Below are 15,327 nucleotides of genomic sequence, written 5' to 3'. Positions count from 1 at the left end.
TTAAAACATTTATATGAAAAATTTCAAAAGAGTTTTAGGGGGTTTACTACTGATAATTGTATTGATTGTAGTTTCACTTGTTATCTATCTTCAAACGACAAAACCTAAATATGAAGGTGAAATTTCTATAAAAAACATCAGCAAAGAAACTACAGTTTATTTTGACGATTACGGCGTACCTCACATATATGCCAATTCTCAAAAGGATGCCTTGACAGTTTTAGGGTATGTTCATGCGCAAGATCGTTTGTGGCAAATGGAACTCATGAAACGCATTGCACCAGGTAGATTGTCAGAACTTTTTGGTACTAGAGCGCTGGCAAATGACAAATTCTTTGCTGGAATTGGGATTGAAGAAAACTCCGAAAAAGCGATTGCCCAATTGGATAAAAACTCGGAAACCTATAAACTCGCAATGGCGTATGTAGACGGAATCAATCAATACATTGAAAATGGGAAAACACCTATCGAATTTCAATTGGTGGGTGTGAAGAAAGAGAAATACACGCTCAAAGATGTGTATAATATCTTCGGATTCATGTCGTTTAGTTTTGCAATGGCTCAAAAAACAGATCCATTACTGACGGATATTCGAGACCAATACGGAATGGATTATTTGAAAGATTTCGGAATTGATGGTTCGCTTGGAACAGTCCAATTGAAAAGTTATAAAGGAAGTTCTAATGATTACGCCGAAATATCCAAATCGGTGGCAAGTTTGTTAAACAATTCACCCATTCCACCTTTTATAGGAAGCAACAGTTGGGTAATTGGTGCGCCAAAAACCAAAAACGGCAAAGTGATTTTTGCGAACGATCCACACATTGGTTTTTCGCAACCGTGTACGTGGTATGAAGCCCACATTGTGACACCCGATTATGAAATGTATGGCTATTATCTTGCCGGAACTCCATTTCCATTATTGGGACACAATCGAAATTATGCCTACGGGTTAACGATGTTTGAAAACGATGATTTAGATCTGTTTCAAGAAGAAGAAAATCCGAATAATCCCAGCGAATATAAAACTGGTGATGGGTATAAAAAGTATACCATCCGCCAAAAAATAATTAGAGTAAAAGACAGTGCTTCGGTAACGTTACATGTTAAAGAAACGATCCATGGTCCAATTATGAATGGTTTGCTTACGACTTTAACTTCTAAAAAATCAATAGCAATGTCGTGGATTTATACCCAACAAAAAAATCAAATTTTAGAAGCGGTACACGCACTTTCACATTCCAAAAGTGTTAGCGATTTTTACAATGGAGTTTCGCTAATTGCGGCACCAGGATTGAATGTAATGTATGGTGATGCTCAAAATAATATTGCTTGGATTACTTCAGGTAAACTATATAAACTAGACCAATCGGTCAATGGAAATTTCATCAGAAATGGAGCTAATGGCATCGATGATAAAAAAGAATTCCTCGATTTTTCTAAAAACCCATCGGCTATAAATCCACCGTGGAATTACGTTTATTCCTCCAATAACCAGCCCGAAGCCATTGACGGCTATCTATATCCAGGGTATTATTTGCCAAAAGATCGAGCCCAAAGAATAAATGGCTTACTGCAATCCAAAAGCAAATGGACAAGTAACGATGTTCAAACAATGATTAACGATAATACATCTGCCACAGCTAGTGATTTGATGGGAAGTTGGACGACAGTTTTGAATAAAAATGGCTCTGCAACCGAACAAAAAGCGTTACAAATACTTCAAAATTGGAAAGGAACCAATAACTTAACCGATGTAGCGCCAACCATTTTTAATAAGTGGCTGTATTTTTATTTGCAAGATACTTTTAAAGACGAATTGGGTGAAGATAATTTTAATGCCTTTCTAGGAACGCACATCATGAAGCAAACCATTGGAGCACAAAGTCAGAATGCTACTTCACCCTGGTGGGATGATGTTACAACCAAAAACCGAAAAGAAACACGAACAGAAATCTTAAATAAATCGTTTCAACAAGCGGTTGCTTCGCTTCAAAAACAACTTGGAACTAATGTACACGATTGGACGTGGAATAAAGTGCATACACTAGAACACCAACATCCCATTGGAAAAATAAAAGCACTATGCGGCTTTTTTAATGTAGGTCCGTTTGAAGTGCCTGGCTCCAATGAAGTAATCAATAATTTGTTGTTTACGTACAGTGATAATTCCAAAAATGAGGTTAAAGGCGGTCCGTCAACCCGACGAATCATTGATTTTTCTGATGTTGAAAATAGTGTCAGCATTTTGCCAACCGGCCAATCGGGTAATCCCATGAGCAAACACTACAGCGATCAAGCCGAGATGTATGCCCAAGGCAAGTTCAGAAAGATGAAAATGAATAAAACTGAGATTGAAAAAACATCCACTAAGTTGGTGTTTAAACCCGCATCATAGAAATAAACCTGCAAATTTTGAATTCGGACTTTAAAAATCAATAAATTTGCCAAACCGCTTATAAGATTTAAATGCAAACCCCACAAAAAATAGCCGTTGTAGGTTCTGGATTAGTCGGAACTTTATTGGCAATATACCTCAAACGATTAGGGCATGCCGTTCATGTTTATGACAGAAGTCCGGATATTAGAACTGTAGAATTTTCGGGACGATCTATCAATTTAGTAATGTCAAATAGAGGTTGGAAAGCCATGCAAGATGTTGGGTTGGATGACGAAATCCGAAAAATTGGAATTCCGGTCGACAAACGTGGCATTCACATGCAAGATGGAAGTTTTACTACACAATTTTACGGAAAAGAAGGCGAAGCTATTTTTTCATTGTCACGCGGAGTCTTAAACAGAAGAATGATCGACCTAGCAGAAGATGCTGGAGTGGAATTCTTTTTCAATCGCAAAATTTGGGATGTGTCGTTGGCAACCGCAACCTTGTTTGAAGGCGAATCGGAACAAGGTCAATGGGACGAATTGAACTATGATATTGTTTTTGGTGCCGATGGTGCTTTTTCTAGAATTCGCCACAGAATGCAACGCCAAAGTATGTTCGATTACTCGCAAGAGTTTATGAAAATTGGGTATAAAGAATTACATATTCCGGCTAATGCTGACGGAACACACAAAATCGATAAAAATTCGTTACACATTTGGCCCAGAGGTAATTTTATGTTGATGGGATTGTCCAATTTAGATGGGTCGTTTACTTGTACGCTGTTTATGCCGTTTGAGGGCGAAAATTCCTTTGAACAATTAAAAGACGAGAAAACACTAGTCGATTTTTTTGCAAAATACTTTCCAGATACTAAAGATGTAATTCCCGATTTAGTGAAAGATTTCTTCAAAAATCCCACCAGTTATTTGGCGATTATGAAATGTTATCCATGGACTTATGAAGATAAAGTGGCGTTAATTGGCGATTCGGCTCATGCTATCGTGCCTTTTTATGGTCACGGAATGAATGCCGGCTTTGAAGATATTACCATTTTAAACGAATTGATTGTACAATATGGCGACGATTGGAAAACGATTTTTTCTGAATATGAAAAGTCACGCAAACCCAACGCTGATGCTATTGCCGAACTTTCTAGAAGAAATTTTATCGAAATGAGTACCAAAACTGCCGATGAAAATTTCTTGTTGCAAAAGAAAATTGAAAAATGGTTTTCCGACAAACATCCCGATAAATGGATGCCGTTGTACAGTCGAGTAACCTTCAGTTTACAGCCCTATTCGGAAGCATTAGCCATTGGCGATTTCCAAAATAAAATTATGGAAGAAGTCATGCAAATGAAAGACATCGCCGCCAAATGGAATTCCGAAGAGGTCGAGCAAAAAATTATATCGCTTTTGCAATAATGTAAGAAGCTATTCCAGCTATTCGCTCCAAGCTTTTTCATTCCAAACCCATTTTGTAAGCTTTTAAAAGAGCTTCCTTTGGTCGCTTTTTACAAGCAACAAAAATGTGCTTTTCCATAAAAAAAGGCTTTCCGCTACTATCTGGGCTAGGGTTATTCGTCTTCTCGATGTACTTTGTTAAAATCAAAAGCCGGTTTGCAAATGGCAATATACTCACAAGGTTCGTCAAACGGATTGGAATATTGTACTCGTGTATTGGCTTCAATTTTAATCGATTGTCCTGCTTCTAAAACGATGGTTTCGCCTTCAATAATAAATTGCTTTTTACCCGAAAAAATATAAGTGTACTCCTCAAATTCGGGTGTTTGAAACGGCTCGCTCCATTTGGGTGGTGCAATCATGTGTGCAATAGAAATGTCGTGATTTCCTGTAGTCGGAATGCCGTGGTGTTCTTCAATTAATTTTCCGTCTGTTGTTGGAACTACAAAAGGAGCTTTTTGGATGAAATATTTTTTCATAAATCTATTTTTTATTCATTTAGTTATTTCTTAAAAATAAAATACACCGCCAACACCAAAAACCCCATGCCTATTAAGTGATTCCATTTTAAAGTTTCGTTTTTAAAAAATAATAAGGAGAAAATCACAAAAATGATTAAGGTAATCACTTCTTGAATTACTTTGAGTTGCATTAGTGTAAAAGGACCACCATTGCCTTCATAACCTATTTTGTTGGCTGGTACTTGAAAAAAATATTCAAACAAGGCCAATCCCCAACTAATTAAAACAATGGTAATCAATCCAGCGTTTTCAAACCATTTTAACTCTTTAAATTTTAAGTGTCCATACCATGCTAATGTCATAAAAATATTAGACAGAATCAGCAAACCAATAGTAATGTAACCTTTCATTATTTTTTAAATAATTTCATTAATACCCCAAAAGCACCACGAATAAAGCTCGCACTGGTCACCACTTTTAAAACCGATTTTCCTACAACACTGGCAGTGCTTGGTTCGTTGCTTTCTTGTTTTTCTTCTTCTTGAACGGTTGTTTGTTCTTGAGACTGTGTGTTGGCGTCTTCAATTTTTTTATTCAAAATTTCATAGGCGCTTTCACGGTCAATAGCTTCAGTATATTTTCTAACCAATTTCGATTTTGTATTAATTTCGGCTATTTCATCTTCTGCCAAAATATCCATTCTGCTTTGAGGCGCACGAAGCATTGTGGCTGCTAACGGTGTTGGAATTCCTTTTTCATTTAGAGCGGTTACCAAAGCTTCTCCAATTCCTAAAGCCGTAATTAATTCGTCCGTTTGATAATATTCAGAAGTAGGGTAGTTGTCGGCAGTTTCCTTGATTGATTGCCTGTCGTTGGCTGTAAAAGCACGTAAAGCATGTTGAATTTTCAATCCCAACTGCGCTAAAACGCCTTTCGGAATATCCATTGGGTTTTGCGTGACAAAGTACACCCCAATTCCTTTGGAACGAATCAATTTAATGATGGTTTCAATTTGATCTAAAAGTGCTTTACTGGCTTCATCAAACAGTAAATGTGCTTCGTCAATAAAAATAACCAATTCGGGTTGTTCTACATCGCCTTTTTCGGGCATTTGATGGTAAATCTCGGCTAATAGACTCAACATAAAAGTCGAAAAAAGCATGGGTTTATCTTGAATGTCTGTCAAACGAAGGATGTTTACATATCCTTTTCCGTTTTCGTCGATTCGCATTAAATCGTCTATCTCGAATGATTTTTCGCCAAAAAAGAAGTCGCCACCTTGTTGTTCAATTTCAATAATCTTACGTAAGATGATACCCGTAGTAGCGGTTGAAATCTTTCCGTAGCTTTCGGAAATTTCGTCTTTACCTTCCTCAGTAATGTAATTTAGCACTTTTTTAATGTCTTTTAAATCGAGTAACGGCATTTTTTTATCATCACAATATTTAAAGATGACAGCCATAACACCTGCTTGTGTTTCATTTAGGTTGAGTATTCGTGAGAATAAAACGGGACCAAATTCAGATACAGTCGCTCGCATTCGAACACCGTCTTGAGCAGAAAGCGTCATTAGTTCAACAGGAAAATCTGAAGGTGTGTATGGGATGTTTATTTTGGCATGACGTTCGGTAATAAAAGGTTTTTCCTCACCTGATTTTGCTATACCCGAAAAATCACCTTTGATATCCATCATTAAAACTGGAATTCCAAAAGATGATAATTGTTCTGATAGCACTTGAATGGTCTTGGTTTTTCCAGTTCCTGTGGCGCCAGCAATTAAACCGTGTCGGGTTACTGTTTTTAAAGGGATTTTTACTTGGGTTTCTCCCAAAGCTTCACCGTCTAACATAGCAGCACCTAAAAGAATGTGTTCGCCTTTAGTTGAATAATTTTCGTTTATGTAGGAAATGAAAGTTTCTTTTTTGCTCATCAGGTAAGGTTTGATTTGTTCTGTAATAATTAGATTAGAAGTGCAAGTTACTATTTTTTGATATCGAAATTAAAAAAAAAGGAGGGGTAAAAAAATGAATTTAGCAAATTATTCCTACTATTTTATGGAATTTAACATACTAAAATAAATATATTGGCGTTTTAGAATAATAAGTCAAATTGTTAATCGTTTAATTTATTGGGGTTTATTTTTTTGAATTTTTCACTAAATCGTTTTCGTTGAAACTAAAAATATTAATATTGAAAAAAGTTTTTTTATATCAACTAAAAAATTAAATTTGCTCCTATTCAAGTTTATTTACAACTAAAACTTATAAATTATTAAAAAACTTTTAAATTTTTAAAAAATGGCAAACGCAAAAAAAGAAAATGGGTCTAACGGAGGAGGAATGTTCTCTGGTATTGTAATTTTAGCATGTATTGCAGTAGGAATTGTAGTATGGAAATTCTTAATGGGAGCAGGTTCTAACTTTAAAGATGGTATTTCAGGAGGAGAACCATTACCAGGAAATTATCTTGCAATGGTGTATAAAGGAGGTCCAATCGTACCTGTTTTATTAGGATGTTTATTGATGGTTATTGTGTTTTCTGTTGAGCGTTTTATGGTTATTTCAAAAGCAGCTGGTAAAAATAATTTAGATGCTTTCATGAAAAAAGTACAATCAAACATTGCAGCTGGAAATATTGAAGATGCTATTGATGCTTGTGACAAACAACAAGGTTCAGTGGCTAATGCAATTAGAGCGGCACTTGTTAAATATCAAGATGTGAAAAAAGAAGGATTCAATAGCGAAGAAGCTGCTGAAACTATTCACAAAGAGATTGAAGAGGCAACTTCATTAGAAATGCCGATGTTAGAAAAACACATGACTATTCTTTCTACATTAGTATCTTTAGGAACTCTTGCAGGATTATTAGGAACAGTAACAGGTATGATTAAAGCGTTTGGTGCGTTAGCATCTGCTGGTACACCGGATCAAGCTTTGTTGGCAAATGGTATTTCTGAAGCACTTATTAATACTGCAACGGGTATTTCTACATCAGCTTTATCAATCATTATGTACAACTTCTTTACTTCTAAAATTGATACTTTGACTTACTCTATTGACGAGGCAGGTACTGCAATTGTAAATTCTTACAGAAGATTTAAAGGAAGTTTAAAATAATTTATAGTTCAACTATAATAAGTAAAAGATATAAATATGGCTCAAATAAAAATGTCCAAAAAAGCAACGTCTATTGATATGACGGCTATGTGTGACGTGGCTTTCCTTTTGCTTACTTTCTTTATTTTAACAGCTACTGCTAAGGTTCCTGAGCCAGTAAGTGTTGATACACCAAGTTCAACTGTAAAAACTAAATTGCCAGATGAAGGTTTGGTTACTATTACGGTTGGAAAAGGAAAAGAAAATGTTTTTTTTGATATCAAAGGAAGAGATACTCGTGAGAAAACTCTTGAATTGATGGGGAATAAATATAAAGTAAGTTTTACAGACCAAGAAAAAAGAGAGTTCGCCCTGATGGAAAGCTTTGGTGTTCCAATAGAAAATTTATCTGCCATCATCAAAATGAAAGGTTCAGATAGAAATAAGCCAGGTACACAAACGGGTATTCCTTTTGATTCGATAAATAACCAATTGAAAGATTGGATTTACACAGCACGTCAGGCTAACATTGAATTAGGGAAAGACAAAGACCTAAGTTTTGCAATCAAAGGTGATGCAAAACTTGAATATCCAAAAATTAAAAAAATCATGGATATTTTACAAGACCAAGACATCAATACATTTGATTTAGTAACTGGTTTAAGAGGTAAAGACTATTAATATTAAAATATAAAAAATGGCTGAATTAAATACCGGCGATAGTGGCGGAGGCAAAGGCGGCAAGGTAAGAAGTAAAAAGCAAAACTCTAAAGTAGATTTGACTGCGATGGTAGATTTGGCTTTCCTTTTGATTACTTTCTTCATGTTGACGACATCACTATCTAAGCCACAGTCTATGAACTTAGGGTTGCCAGATAAGAAAAAGGATAGTACACCCGAGAAAAACATTAAAGTAGATCAAAAGCGTACGATGACCATCATCTTGGGTGCCAACAATAAAATCAAGTGGTTCCACGGATTGTTAGAAAATCCAGAACCAAATGGTAAACCAACGGATGCTATCTATGGAAAAGATGGAATTCGTAAGGAAATCCTTAAAAGAGTAAAATCAGTAGCAGAATATTGTGCTAGTATCAATAAACCAAAAGATGGTTTAATTGTGATTATTAAACCAACTAAAAAATCTACCTACAGAAATGTAGTGGATATTTTAGATGAAATGGCCATATGTGGTGTTCCAACGTATGCTATCGTAAATGATATTACTCCAGAAGAGGCTAAACTAGTTGATGTTCCTAAACCTTAATACTGTTAAATTATGAAATTAGACTTATTAAATAGACAATGGTTAGACATTGTTTTTGAGGGACGTAACAAGAGTTATGGCGCTTACGATTTAAGAAAAAAAAATCAAGGTACATCATTAAGAGCTTTTTTTGTTGGTGCTTTTGTTTTTGCATTAGCAATTGCAACACCAATTATTGCCGATTTAATTAGCAGTGCCTCTACTGAAGATGATGCTTCTTTGAATACTAAGATTACCACGGTGAAAATGCCACCTAAGGAAAAACCAAAAGAAAATCTTCCGCCACCACCGCCACCGCCACCTAAAGTAGATCAGGTGAAATTTGTGAAGCCAGTGGTTGCAAAAACTGAAGAGATTACTGAAGACCCTCCTAAAATCAAGGAAATCGAGGACAAAAAACTAGGGGATCAAACTATTAAAGGAGATCCTGATGCAGATTTGAGAATCGAACCACCTGGTGACGGTCCAAAACAATCTGAAGTAGTTGAAGATACTAATGAAATTTACAACTCAGCTGGTGTTGAGGTTAAACCTGAATTCCCTGGTGGTATTGATAAGTTTTACAAGTATGTTTCCAATAACTTTGAACAACCAACAGATGAAGATTTTCCTGGTGGAAAGATATTAGTTTCATTTGTTGTTGAAAAAGATGGACAACTAACGGATATTAAAATTTTGAGAGATCCAGGCTATGGTGCTGGTAAAGCTGCTGAAAAAGTATTGAGAAAATCTCCAAGATGGGTTCCTGCTGAGCAAAATGGTAAAAAAGTAAGATGTTCTTACCAAATTCCAATCACAGTTACTGGAGCTGAATAATATGTTTAAACAGTTAATAGCTAACTATAAGAAGAAATCGCTTAAAGAGCGATTTCTTCTATTTATAGGAATTTTGTTTTTTTTGATTTATTTAACACTTGGAGCAATTATTATCTTTTGGCAAGATTTACCCTTGCGAATGGAGTTAAAATATAGAATTGCTTTTGGCGTTCTTTTAATAGTATATGCTTTTTTACGATTTTTACGTTTCTTCAATTCAAACAAAGATTAGATGAAAAAAATTAAATTATTTCTTATTCCAACATTAGTGGTTTTAACTTTTCTCTCTTGCAACAAGAGTACAGAAAATAAAAAAGAAAGAGATACTATTGTGGAAGGTAAAGCCAAAGTTCTGGTTGATGAAACTTTATTTCCTATAATTGAAGACCAAGTAATGGTTTTTGAAAGTATTTATAAAGCAAAAATTACATTAATTCCACAATCTGAGAAAGAAAGTATTGTCTCATTATTCGATAAGAAAGCTCAAATTATTGTGTTATCAAGAAAGTTGAATGAGCAAGAAACAAAAGTTTTAGAGCAAAAAAGAATATATCCAAAAACAACCCAAATCGCTACTGATGCAGTTGCTTTTATAAAGAGTAAATCGGTAAAAGATACTTTAATAGCTTTAAGCGATGTTGTTGATTTTATAAAAGGGAAACAAAACGGTATTAAAGGTTTGGTTTTTGACAATCCAAATTCAAGTTCAGTTCGATATTTAAGTGAGCTTGCCGGGGTCAATGCACTTCCAGAAAATGGAATATATTCTTTTAAAACTAATGATGAAGTGATCAAATATGTTTCTAAGAATGAAGGTATGATTGGGGTCATCGGGATAAATTGGGTGTCTCAGCCTAAAATAGAGATGCAACAATATATCGATAAAATAAATGTGCTAAGTGTTAAAGGCTCTGGAAATCAATATTTTTATCCAAGTCAAGATAACATAGCAACAGGAAAGTATCCTTTGGCACGTGAATTGTATATCATCAATTGTCAAGGATATGAAGGACTCGGAATTGGATTTTCGTCATTCATTGCAGGTGAGAAAGGACAAAGAATAATATTAAAATCAGGGCTTGTTCCTGTTAGAGTCCCAGGACGAAAAATAATAACAAGAAATCAAATAGAAAACGATAGTAAATAAAATTCTAAGAAAATGAAACGATTTAAAATTTTCAGTATGGCTTTTTTAGCGGCTTCTGCCGTTGCTCAAGCGCAAGATATTGACCAAGCTAAAAAGGCATTAGATGCTGAACAGTATGAAAAGGCAAAATCAATGTTAAAAGGAATTGTTCAATCTAAACCAGAAAGCGGAAAAGCTACTTTCTTGTTGGGTAATATATATTTGAAACAAAATATAGAAGACTCTGCAAAAATCTACTTCCAAAAAGGATTGACAGCTCCAGATGGCGGAAAATTCAATAATATTGGATTAGGCCAAATTGACTTAGAAAACGGCAACACTGCTGCGGCACAAGCTAAATTTGATTTGGTTATGAAAGATATGAAGAAGAAAGATGTTGAAGAATATCTTTACATCGCTCAAGCTTTTATGAATACTTCTAAACCAGATTATAAGTCTGCCATTAACTTATTAAACAAAGCTAAATTAGTAAATCCAAATGATGCTAATGTCAAGTTGTCTTTAGGAGATGCTTATTATGGTGACAAAAATCAAAACGATGCCTATGCTTCCTACAGAGATGCCTATGCTATTGATAATACCTTAATTAGAGCCAAAATGCAACAAGGTGTTCTTTTAAAAGGAGCAAAAGCTTATACAGAAGCCATTAAGGCATATGATGAAGTGGTTGCCTTAAATGCAAATTATGGTCCGGTTTACCGTGAATTAGCAGAAACGTATTATTTATGGGCGAATAATAAACCTTCTACTTATAATGAAAATATTGCAAAAGCACTTACTAGTTATGAGAAATACATGAGTCTTACTGACTATTCATTGCCTTCACGTATGCGTCATGCCGATTTCTTAATCTTAGCAAAAGATTATAAAGCATTAGAATTGGAAGCTAATGAAATGAAAAAATTAGATAAAGTTAACCCTAGAATTTTACGTTATTTAGGATATGCTGCTTACGAAAATGGAAATGCTGATGCAGCAATTACTGCTTTAAATGAATACATTTCTAAAGGAACTAAAGTTATTGCTGGTGATTATTTTTATCTAGGTCTTGCAAAAATTAAGAAGTCTATTGCTGAAGATGGAAAAACGGTGGATGCAACACTTCTTGCAGAAGGTACTACAGATTTAAAAAAATCAATTGAAATGGAAGCATCATTAGCGAATGCTCTAAATGAGATTGGTAAAAAATATTTCGGATTGAAATTATACGGTGTTGCAGGTAATATTTTTGAAGCTGCTATTATGAATCCAGCTTCTAAAAATTTCACAGAAGACAACATTTATTATGGTTTGTGTGTTTACACTGTTAATCGTGGTAAAGATGATAAAACGATGGATAAAGTGGCCATGCAAAATGCGGATAAGGCGATGGATACCGTTATTGTTGCCACGCCAACTTATCAAGATGCCTACTTATACAAAGCGCGTATTAATAATAGTTTGGGTAACGATCAAGTTATGGCTGCCACATATCAACTTTATTTAGATGTACTGAATGCCAAAGGTGCTGATGAAGTAACTAAGGCCAAAGCTAAAGTAACAGAAGCCTATAATACAATGGCCGCTTATTTTGCCAATACGGATAAAGCTAAAGCAAAAGAATTGTTGAATAAAACGTTAGCAATCGATCCAACAAATACTTACGCTATTGAGTCTTTGAAAATTTTAAAATGAACTACAGAAACAACAGTCTCTGAACCAAAGCCAGCCGCTGTTGTTACCAAAACTAAAGTTGTCAAAAAGACTAAAAAGAAAAAATAATAGCTTTCCAAAGCACCCTAATTAGGGTGCTTTTTTTTAATAAATGTTAAAGTTTGTAAGAAATTTTTACGATAAATAATATTTTAGGTAATTCGCTGTTATTATTAGAATCAAAACAAAAACTACATCAATGCCTAAATTTTATTACACTTTCCTAGTTCTTTTTATTTGCTCCTATTCGTTTGCTCAAAAAAATATTTCTTTGAAAGGAATAGTTGTCGACGAGAATACCAAATCACCCATCGAATCGGCAACAGTATATCTTTCTAATGCTAAAGATTCAACGGTAGTCGATTATACCATCACTGATAAATTTGGAAAGTTTGATCTTAAAGTTAAGAAAATCGCTTTTCCAGTTTTTTTAAAAATCTCCTACATTACTTATGACGATTACAAATTTGAACTAAAAACTATTGAGTCGGATAGAGATTTTGGTAAAATTGTTTTAAAAGAAGCAGTGAAAACCTTAAATGAAGTGGTTATTAAAAATCAGGCGCCACCAATTCGGATAAAGAAAGACACGCTTGAATTTAATGTGTCGTCGTTTAAGGTGAGACCCGATGCCAATGTCGAAACCTTACTCAAGCAATTGCCAGGAGTAGAAATTGATGCTGATGGTAAAATAACCGTTAACGGAAAAGAAGTCAATCAAATTCTGGTAAACGGAAAACCTTTTTTTGATAAAGATGGGAAAGTAGCATTGCAAAATTTACCCTCAGATATCATTAATAAGGTTCAAGTAACCGATACCAAAACCAAGAAAGAAGAGAAAACAGGTGCGGCTGCAAGTTCCAATTCGGCTAGTATTAATCTAACCATAGACGAAGATAAGAATAAAGGATTCTTCGGTAAATTTATGGCTGGGAAAGGCTCTGATAAACGCTACGAGAGCAGTACTTTGGTCAACTATTTTAAAAACAAACGAAAGATTAGTGTTTTGGCATCTTCCAACAATATTAATTCGATTGGTTTTTCAATGGATGAAGTATTTGATAATATGGGTGGCGGCCGCAATAGAAGTGTCTGGTTTAACGATAATGGCTCATTCGGAATAAACGGACGAAGGTATGGAAGCGGTAATGGAATAACACGTTCCAATATGGTAGGTATAAATTATTCTGACGAGTGGACTAAAAATACAGAAACTTCATTGAGTTACTTCTATTCGGGTGCGAATACTAAAAATACTAACAGAACCAATCAGATTAACTTTTTGCCTTCTGGAAATTTTACAACCAATTCCAATGCCACTTCTAATGAAGATCGCTATACTCATAATGTATCTTCGGTTTTTGAATATAAATTAGATTCGTTAACGTCAATAGTTATTGAACCAAATTTTACAAAATCCAATACTAAAAATGCTAATTTATCAACCCAAACATCATTTGATGCTGCCAATGCAATGTTGAACTCTAGCAGTTCTGAAACTTCAAATGAAAACGACGCTAATACTTTTAGTAATACGTTATCCTTCACTAGATCTTTTAAGAAAAAAGGAAAGTATTTGAGTTTGGTTTTTGAAAATGAAAACGGAACAACAACAGACAATAATTACACTAAATCGAATACGGTTTTTTATCAAGGTTCATTACCCGACGATACTCGAAATCAATTCAATAAATCTAAAAATACCATAGGAAATTATAGGACAGAGTTTGAATATACGCATCCAATTACCGATTCGCTTCAGGTTAAGATAGGATTAGAACATAAGCTCAATAAAAATAACGATTACAGAGATTCTTTCGATTTTGATGGTACAAACCAGTCGTATTCATTGGCAAATAGTTTGTTAACGAACGCTTTTAATTCTAAAGAAAACACAATTACTCCAAATACGGGCATCAATTTCAATAACAAAAAATTCAATTTTAATTTTAATTTTGGAACAAGTGTCATCAACTTTAGTAACGATGCCACTTATTTAAGTTTAAATACTTCTTTAGATAAAAATTACGTGGCACCTTATATTAATGCTTACGGAAATTTCAGATTCACTAAGACTAAAAACATATGGGTAAATTACAATTATGGTTATGATTTGCCTTCTGCTAGACAAATTCTTCCAGTTGAAGATCTCGCAAATCCATTGAATACTTACATTGGAAACCCCAATTTAAATCTAACAAAAACGCAAAATTTCTATTTCTCTTACAGGGATTTTGATTATGCTACTCGCTCAGGATACGGAACGTATTTTGGGGGTAATTTTTACAATAATCAAGTTATTTCATCGGTTTCTTATGATGCCAATCGAAAGAGAACTACAACTTATGACAATGTATCAGGTACATACAACTCATGGATTGGGGTGTATTGGAATAAATCGTTTAAAAAAGAGGCCAATAAATACAGATTTGAATTGCGATTGAATAATAACTTCGGACTTTCAAAAGGCTTTACAGATGGACAATTGTACCAAGCTCAATCCTATAGTTTTATGCCAAGAGTAAGTTTTACGTATGATTATGGCGAACTCCTAACTATCAATCCATCGTATAATTATTCATACAATAGAACTGGTTATACCAATTATGTCGTGGACGCGGCATCCAATTTTACCCATAAATTCAATTTGCAAGTAACCAGTTATTGGCCTAAAAATTGGACGTTTGGTAATGATTTTGGCTATAATTACAACTCCAACATTGCTGACGGTTTTAAAAAAGATTTCTACTTATGGAACACAAGTTTGTCTTATAGTTTTTTTCAAAAGAAATTAATGGCTAAAGTAAAAGTGTATGATATGCTAAACCAAAATCAAAGTGCAACTCGAACTATTAGTGCCACTTCGATTCGAGATGAAGAAAACATCGTTTTAAAACGCTATGTCATGTTTTCACTAACCTATAAACTTGAAAAATTTGCAGGTAAAGAAAAGAAATCAGGTGGAATGATGTGGTTCTAATACAATAAAAAAATGCCTTC

General features: G+C 34.4%; 12 protein-coding genes. 9 read left to right on the top strand and 3 right to left on the bottom strand.

Annotated features, from left to right (window positions below; all coding sequences use genetic code 11):
* Positions 1-13 precede the first annotated feature (13 nt).
* On the top strand, positions 14-2,398 hold the full coding sequence (locus ACODSI_RS04805) for a penicillin acylase family protein (protein WP_488915712.1): 2,385 nt from the start codon (positions 14-16) through the stop codon (positions 2,396-2,398).
* 71 nt (positions 2,399-2,469) lie between these two features.
* Positions 2,470-3,810 (top strand): FAD-dependent oxidoreductase, encoded by a 1,341-nt coding sequence (locus tag ACODSI_RS04800; protein WP_488915711.1) that lies wholly within the window; start codon positions 2,470-2,472, stop codon positions 3,808-3,810.
* 152 nt (positions 3,811-3,962) lie between these two features.
* On the opposite strand, the gene ACODSI_RS04795 is transcribed toward ACODSI_RS04800, so the two are convergent.
* From ACODSI_RS04795 to ACODSI_RS04785, 3 genes are read right to left on the bottom strand one after another with little or no spacing between them, the layout of a single operon-like run.
* The gene (locus tag ACODSI_RS04795; protein WP_488915710.1) at positions 3,963-4,328 is read right to left on the bottom strand and encodes a cupin domain-containing protein; all 366 of its coding nucleotides are present in this window, start codon (positions 4,326-4,328) and stop codon (positions 3,963-3,965) included.
* A 23-nt stretch (positions 4,329-4,351) separates the two neighbouring features.
* On the bottom strand, positions 4,352-4,720 hold the full coding sequence (locus ACODSI_RS04790; protein ID WP_488915709.1) for a DMT family protein: 369 nt from the start codon (positions 4,718-4,720) through the stop codon (positions 4,352-4,354).
* Positions 4,720-6,240, bottom strand: a complete 1,521-nt coding sequence (locus ACODSI_RS04785; RefSeq protein WP_488915708.1) for a helicase HerA-like domain-containing protein — start codon at positions 6,238-6,240, stop codon at positions 4,720-4,722. The genes ACODSI_RS04790 and ACODSI_RS04785 overlap by 1 nt, the downstream gene beginning before the upstream one ends.
* Positions 6,241-6,607: 367 nt before the next feature.
* On the opposite strand from ACODSI_RS04785, the gene ACODSI_RS04780 reads away from it, so the two are divergent.
* The 7 genes from ACODSI_RS04780 (at position 6,608) to ACODSI_RS04750 (ending at position 15,307) form a co-directional block, all read left to right on the top strand.
* Entirely contained in the window at positions 6,608-7,426 is an 819-nt protein-coding gene (locus ACODSI_RS04780) for a MotA/TolQ/ExbB proton channel family protein (protein ID WP_488915707.1), read from the top strand.
* 36 nt (positions 7,427-7,462) lie between these two features.
* Complete coding sequence (locus ACODSI_RS04775) at positions 7,463-8,086, top strand: ExbD/TolR family protein (RefSeq protein WP_488915706.1); 624 nt, start codon at positions 7,463-7,465, stop codon at positions 8,084-8,086.
* 16 nt (positions 8,087-8,102) lie between these two features.
* The gene (locus tag ACODSI_RS04770) at positions 8,103-8,672 is read left to right on the top strand and encodes an ExbD/TolR family protein (RefSeq protein ID WP_488915705.1); all 570 of its coding nucleotides are present in this window, start codon (positions 8,103-8,105) and stop codon (positions 8,670-8,672) included.
* A 12-nt stretch (positions 8,673-8,684) separates the two neighbouring features.
* Positions 8,685-9,488 carry an energy transducer TonB gene (locus tag ACODSI_RS04765; RefSeq protein WP_488915704.1) on the top strand — a complete coding sequence of 268 codons (804 nt, stop codon included), beginning with the start codon at positions 8,685-8,687 and terminating at the stop codon, positions 9,486-9,488.
* Positions 9,489-9,720: 232 nt separating this feature from the next.
* Positions 9,721-10,635: a PstS family phosphate ABC transporter substrate-binding protein gene (locus ACODSI_RS04760; RefSeq protein ID WP_488915703.1), complete on the top strand. Its 915-nt coding sequence runs from the start codon at positions 9,721-9,723 to the stop codon at positions 10,633-10,635.
* 12 nt (positions 10,636-10,647) lie between these two features.
* A complete protein-coding gene (locus tag ACODSI_RS04755) occupies positions 10,648-12,309 on the top strand; it encodes a tetratricopeptide repeat protein (protein ID WP_488915702.1) in 1,662 nt (553 codons plus the stop codon).
* A gap of 289 nt (positions 12,310-12,598) precedes the next feature.
* Entirely contained in the window at positions 12,599-15,307 is a 2,709-nt protein-coding gene (locus tag ACODSI_RS04750; protein ID WP_488915701.1) for an outer membrane beta-barrel protein, read from the top strand.
* Positions 15,308-15,327 lie beyond the last annotated feature (20 nt).

The sequence above is a fragment of the Flavobacterium sp. FG139 genome, from assembly GCF_057809695.1.
This window is presented reverse-complemented; position numbering and strand designations above follow the sequence as displayed.

Coding starts and splice junctions, on each gene's coding strand:
- ACODSI_RS04805 (WP_488915712.1), top strand. CDS start 14: ATGAAAAATTTCAAAAGAGTTTTAGGGGGTTTACTACTGATAATTGTA.
- ACODSI_RS04800 (WP_488915711.1), top strand. CDS start 2,470: ATGCAAACCCCACAAAAAATAGCCGTTGTAGGTTCTGGATTAGTCGGA.
- ACODSI_RS04795 (WP_488915710.1), bottom strand. CDS start 4,328: ATGAAAAAATATTTCATCCAAAAAGCTCCTTTTGTAGTTCCAACAACA.
- ACODSI_RS04790 (WP_488915709.1), bottom strand. CDS start 4,720: ATGAAAGGTTACATTACTATTGGTTTGCTGATTCTGTCTAATATTTTT.
- ACODSI_RS04785 (WP_488915708.1), bottom strand. CDS start 6,240: ATGAGCAAAAAAGAAACTTTCATTTCCTACATAAACGAAAATTATTCA.
- ACODSI_RS04780 (WP_488915707.1), top strand. CDS start 6,608: ATGGCAAACGCAAAAAAAGAAAATGGGTCTAACGGAGGAGGAATGTTC.
- ACODSI_RS04775 (WP_488915706.1), top strand. CDS start 7,463: ATGGCTCAAATAAAAATGTCCAAAAAAGCAACGTCTATTGATATGACG.
- ACODSI_RS04770 (WP_488915705.1), top strand. CDS start 8,103: ATGGCTGAATTAAATACCGGCGATAGTGGCGGAGGCAAAGGCGGCAAG.
- ACODSI_RS04765 (WP_488915704.1), top strand. CDS start 8,685: ATGAAATTAGACTTATTAAATAGACAATGGTTAGACATTGTTTTTGAG.
- ACODSI_RS04760 (WP_488915703.1), top strand. CDS start 9,721: ATGAAAAAAATTAAATTATTTCTTATTCCAACATTAGTGGTTTTAACT.
- ACODSI_RS04755 (WP_488915702.1), top strand. CDS start 10,648: ATGAAACGATTTAAAATTTTCAGTATGGCTTTTTTAGCGGCTTCTGCC.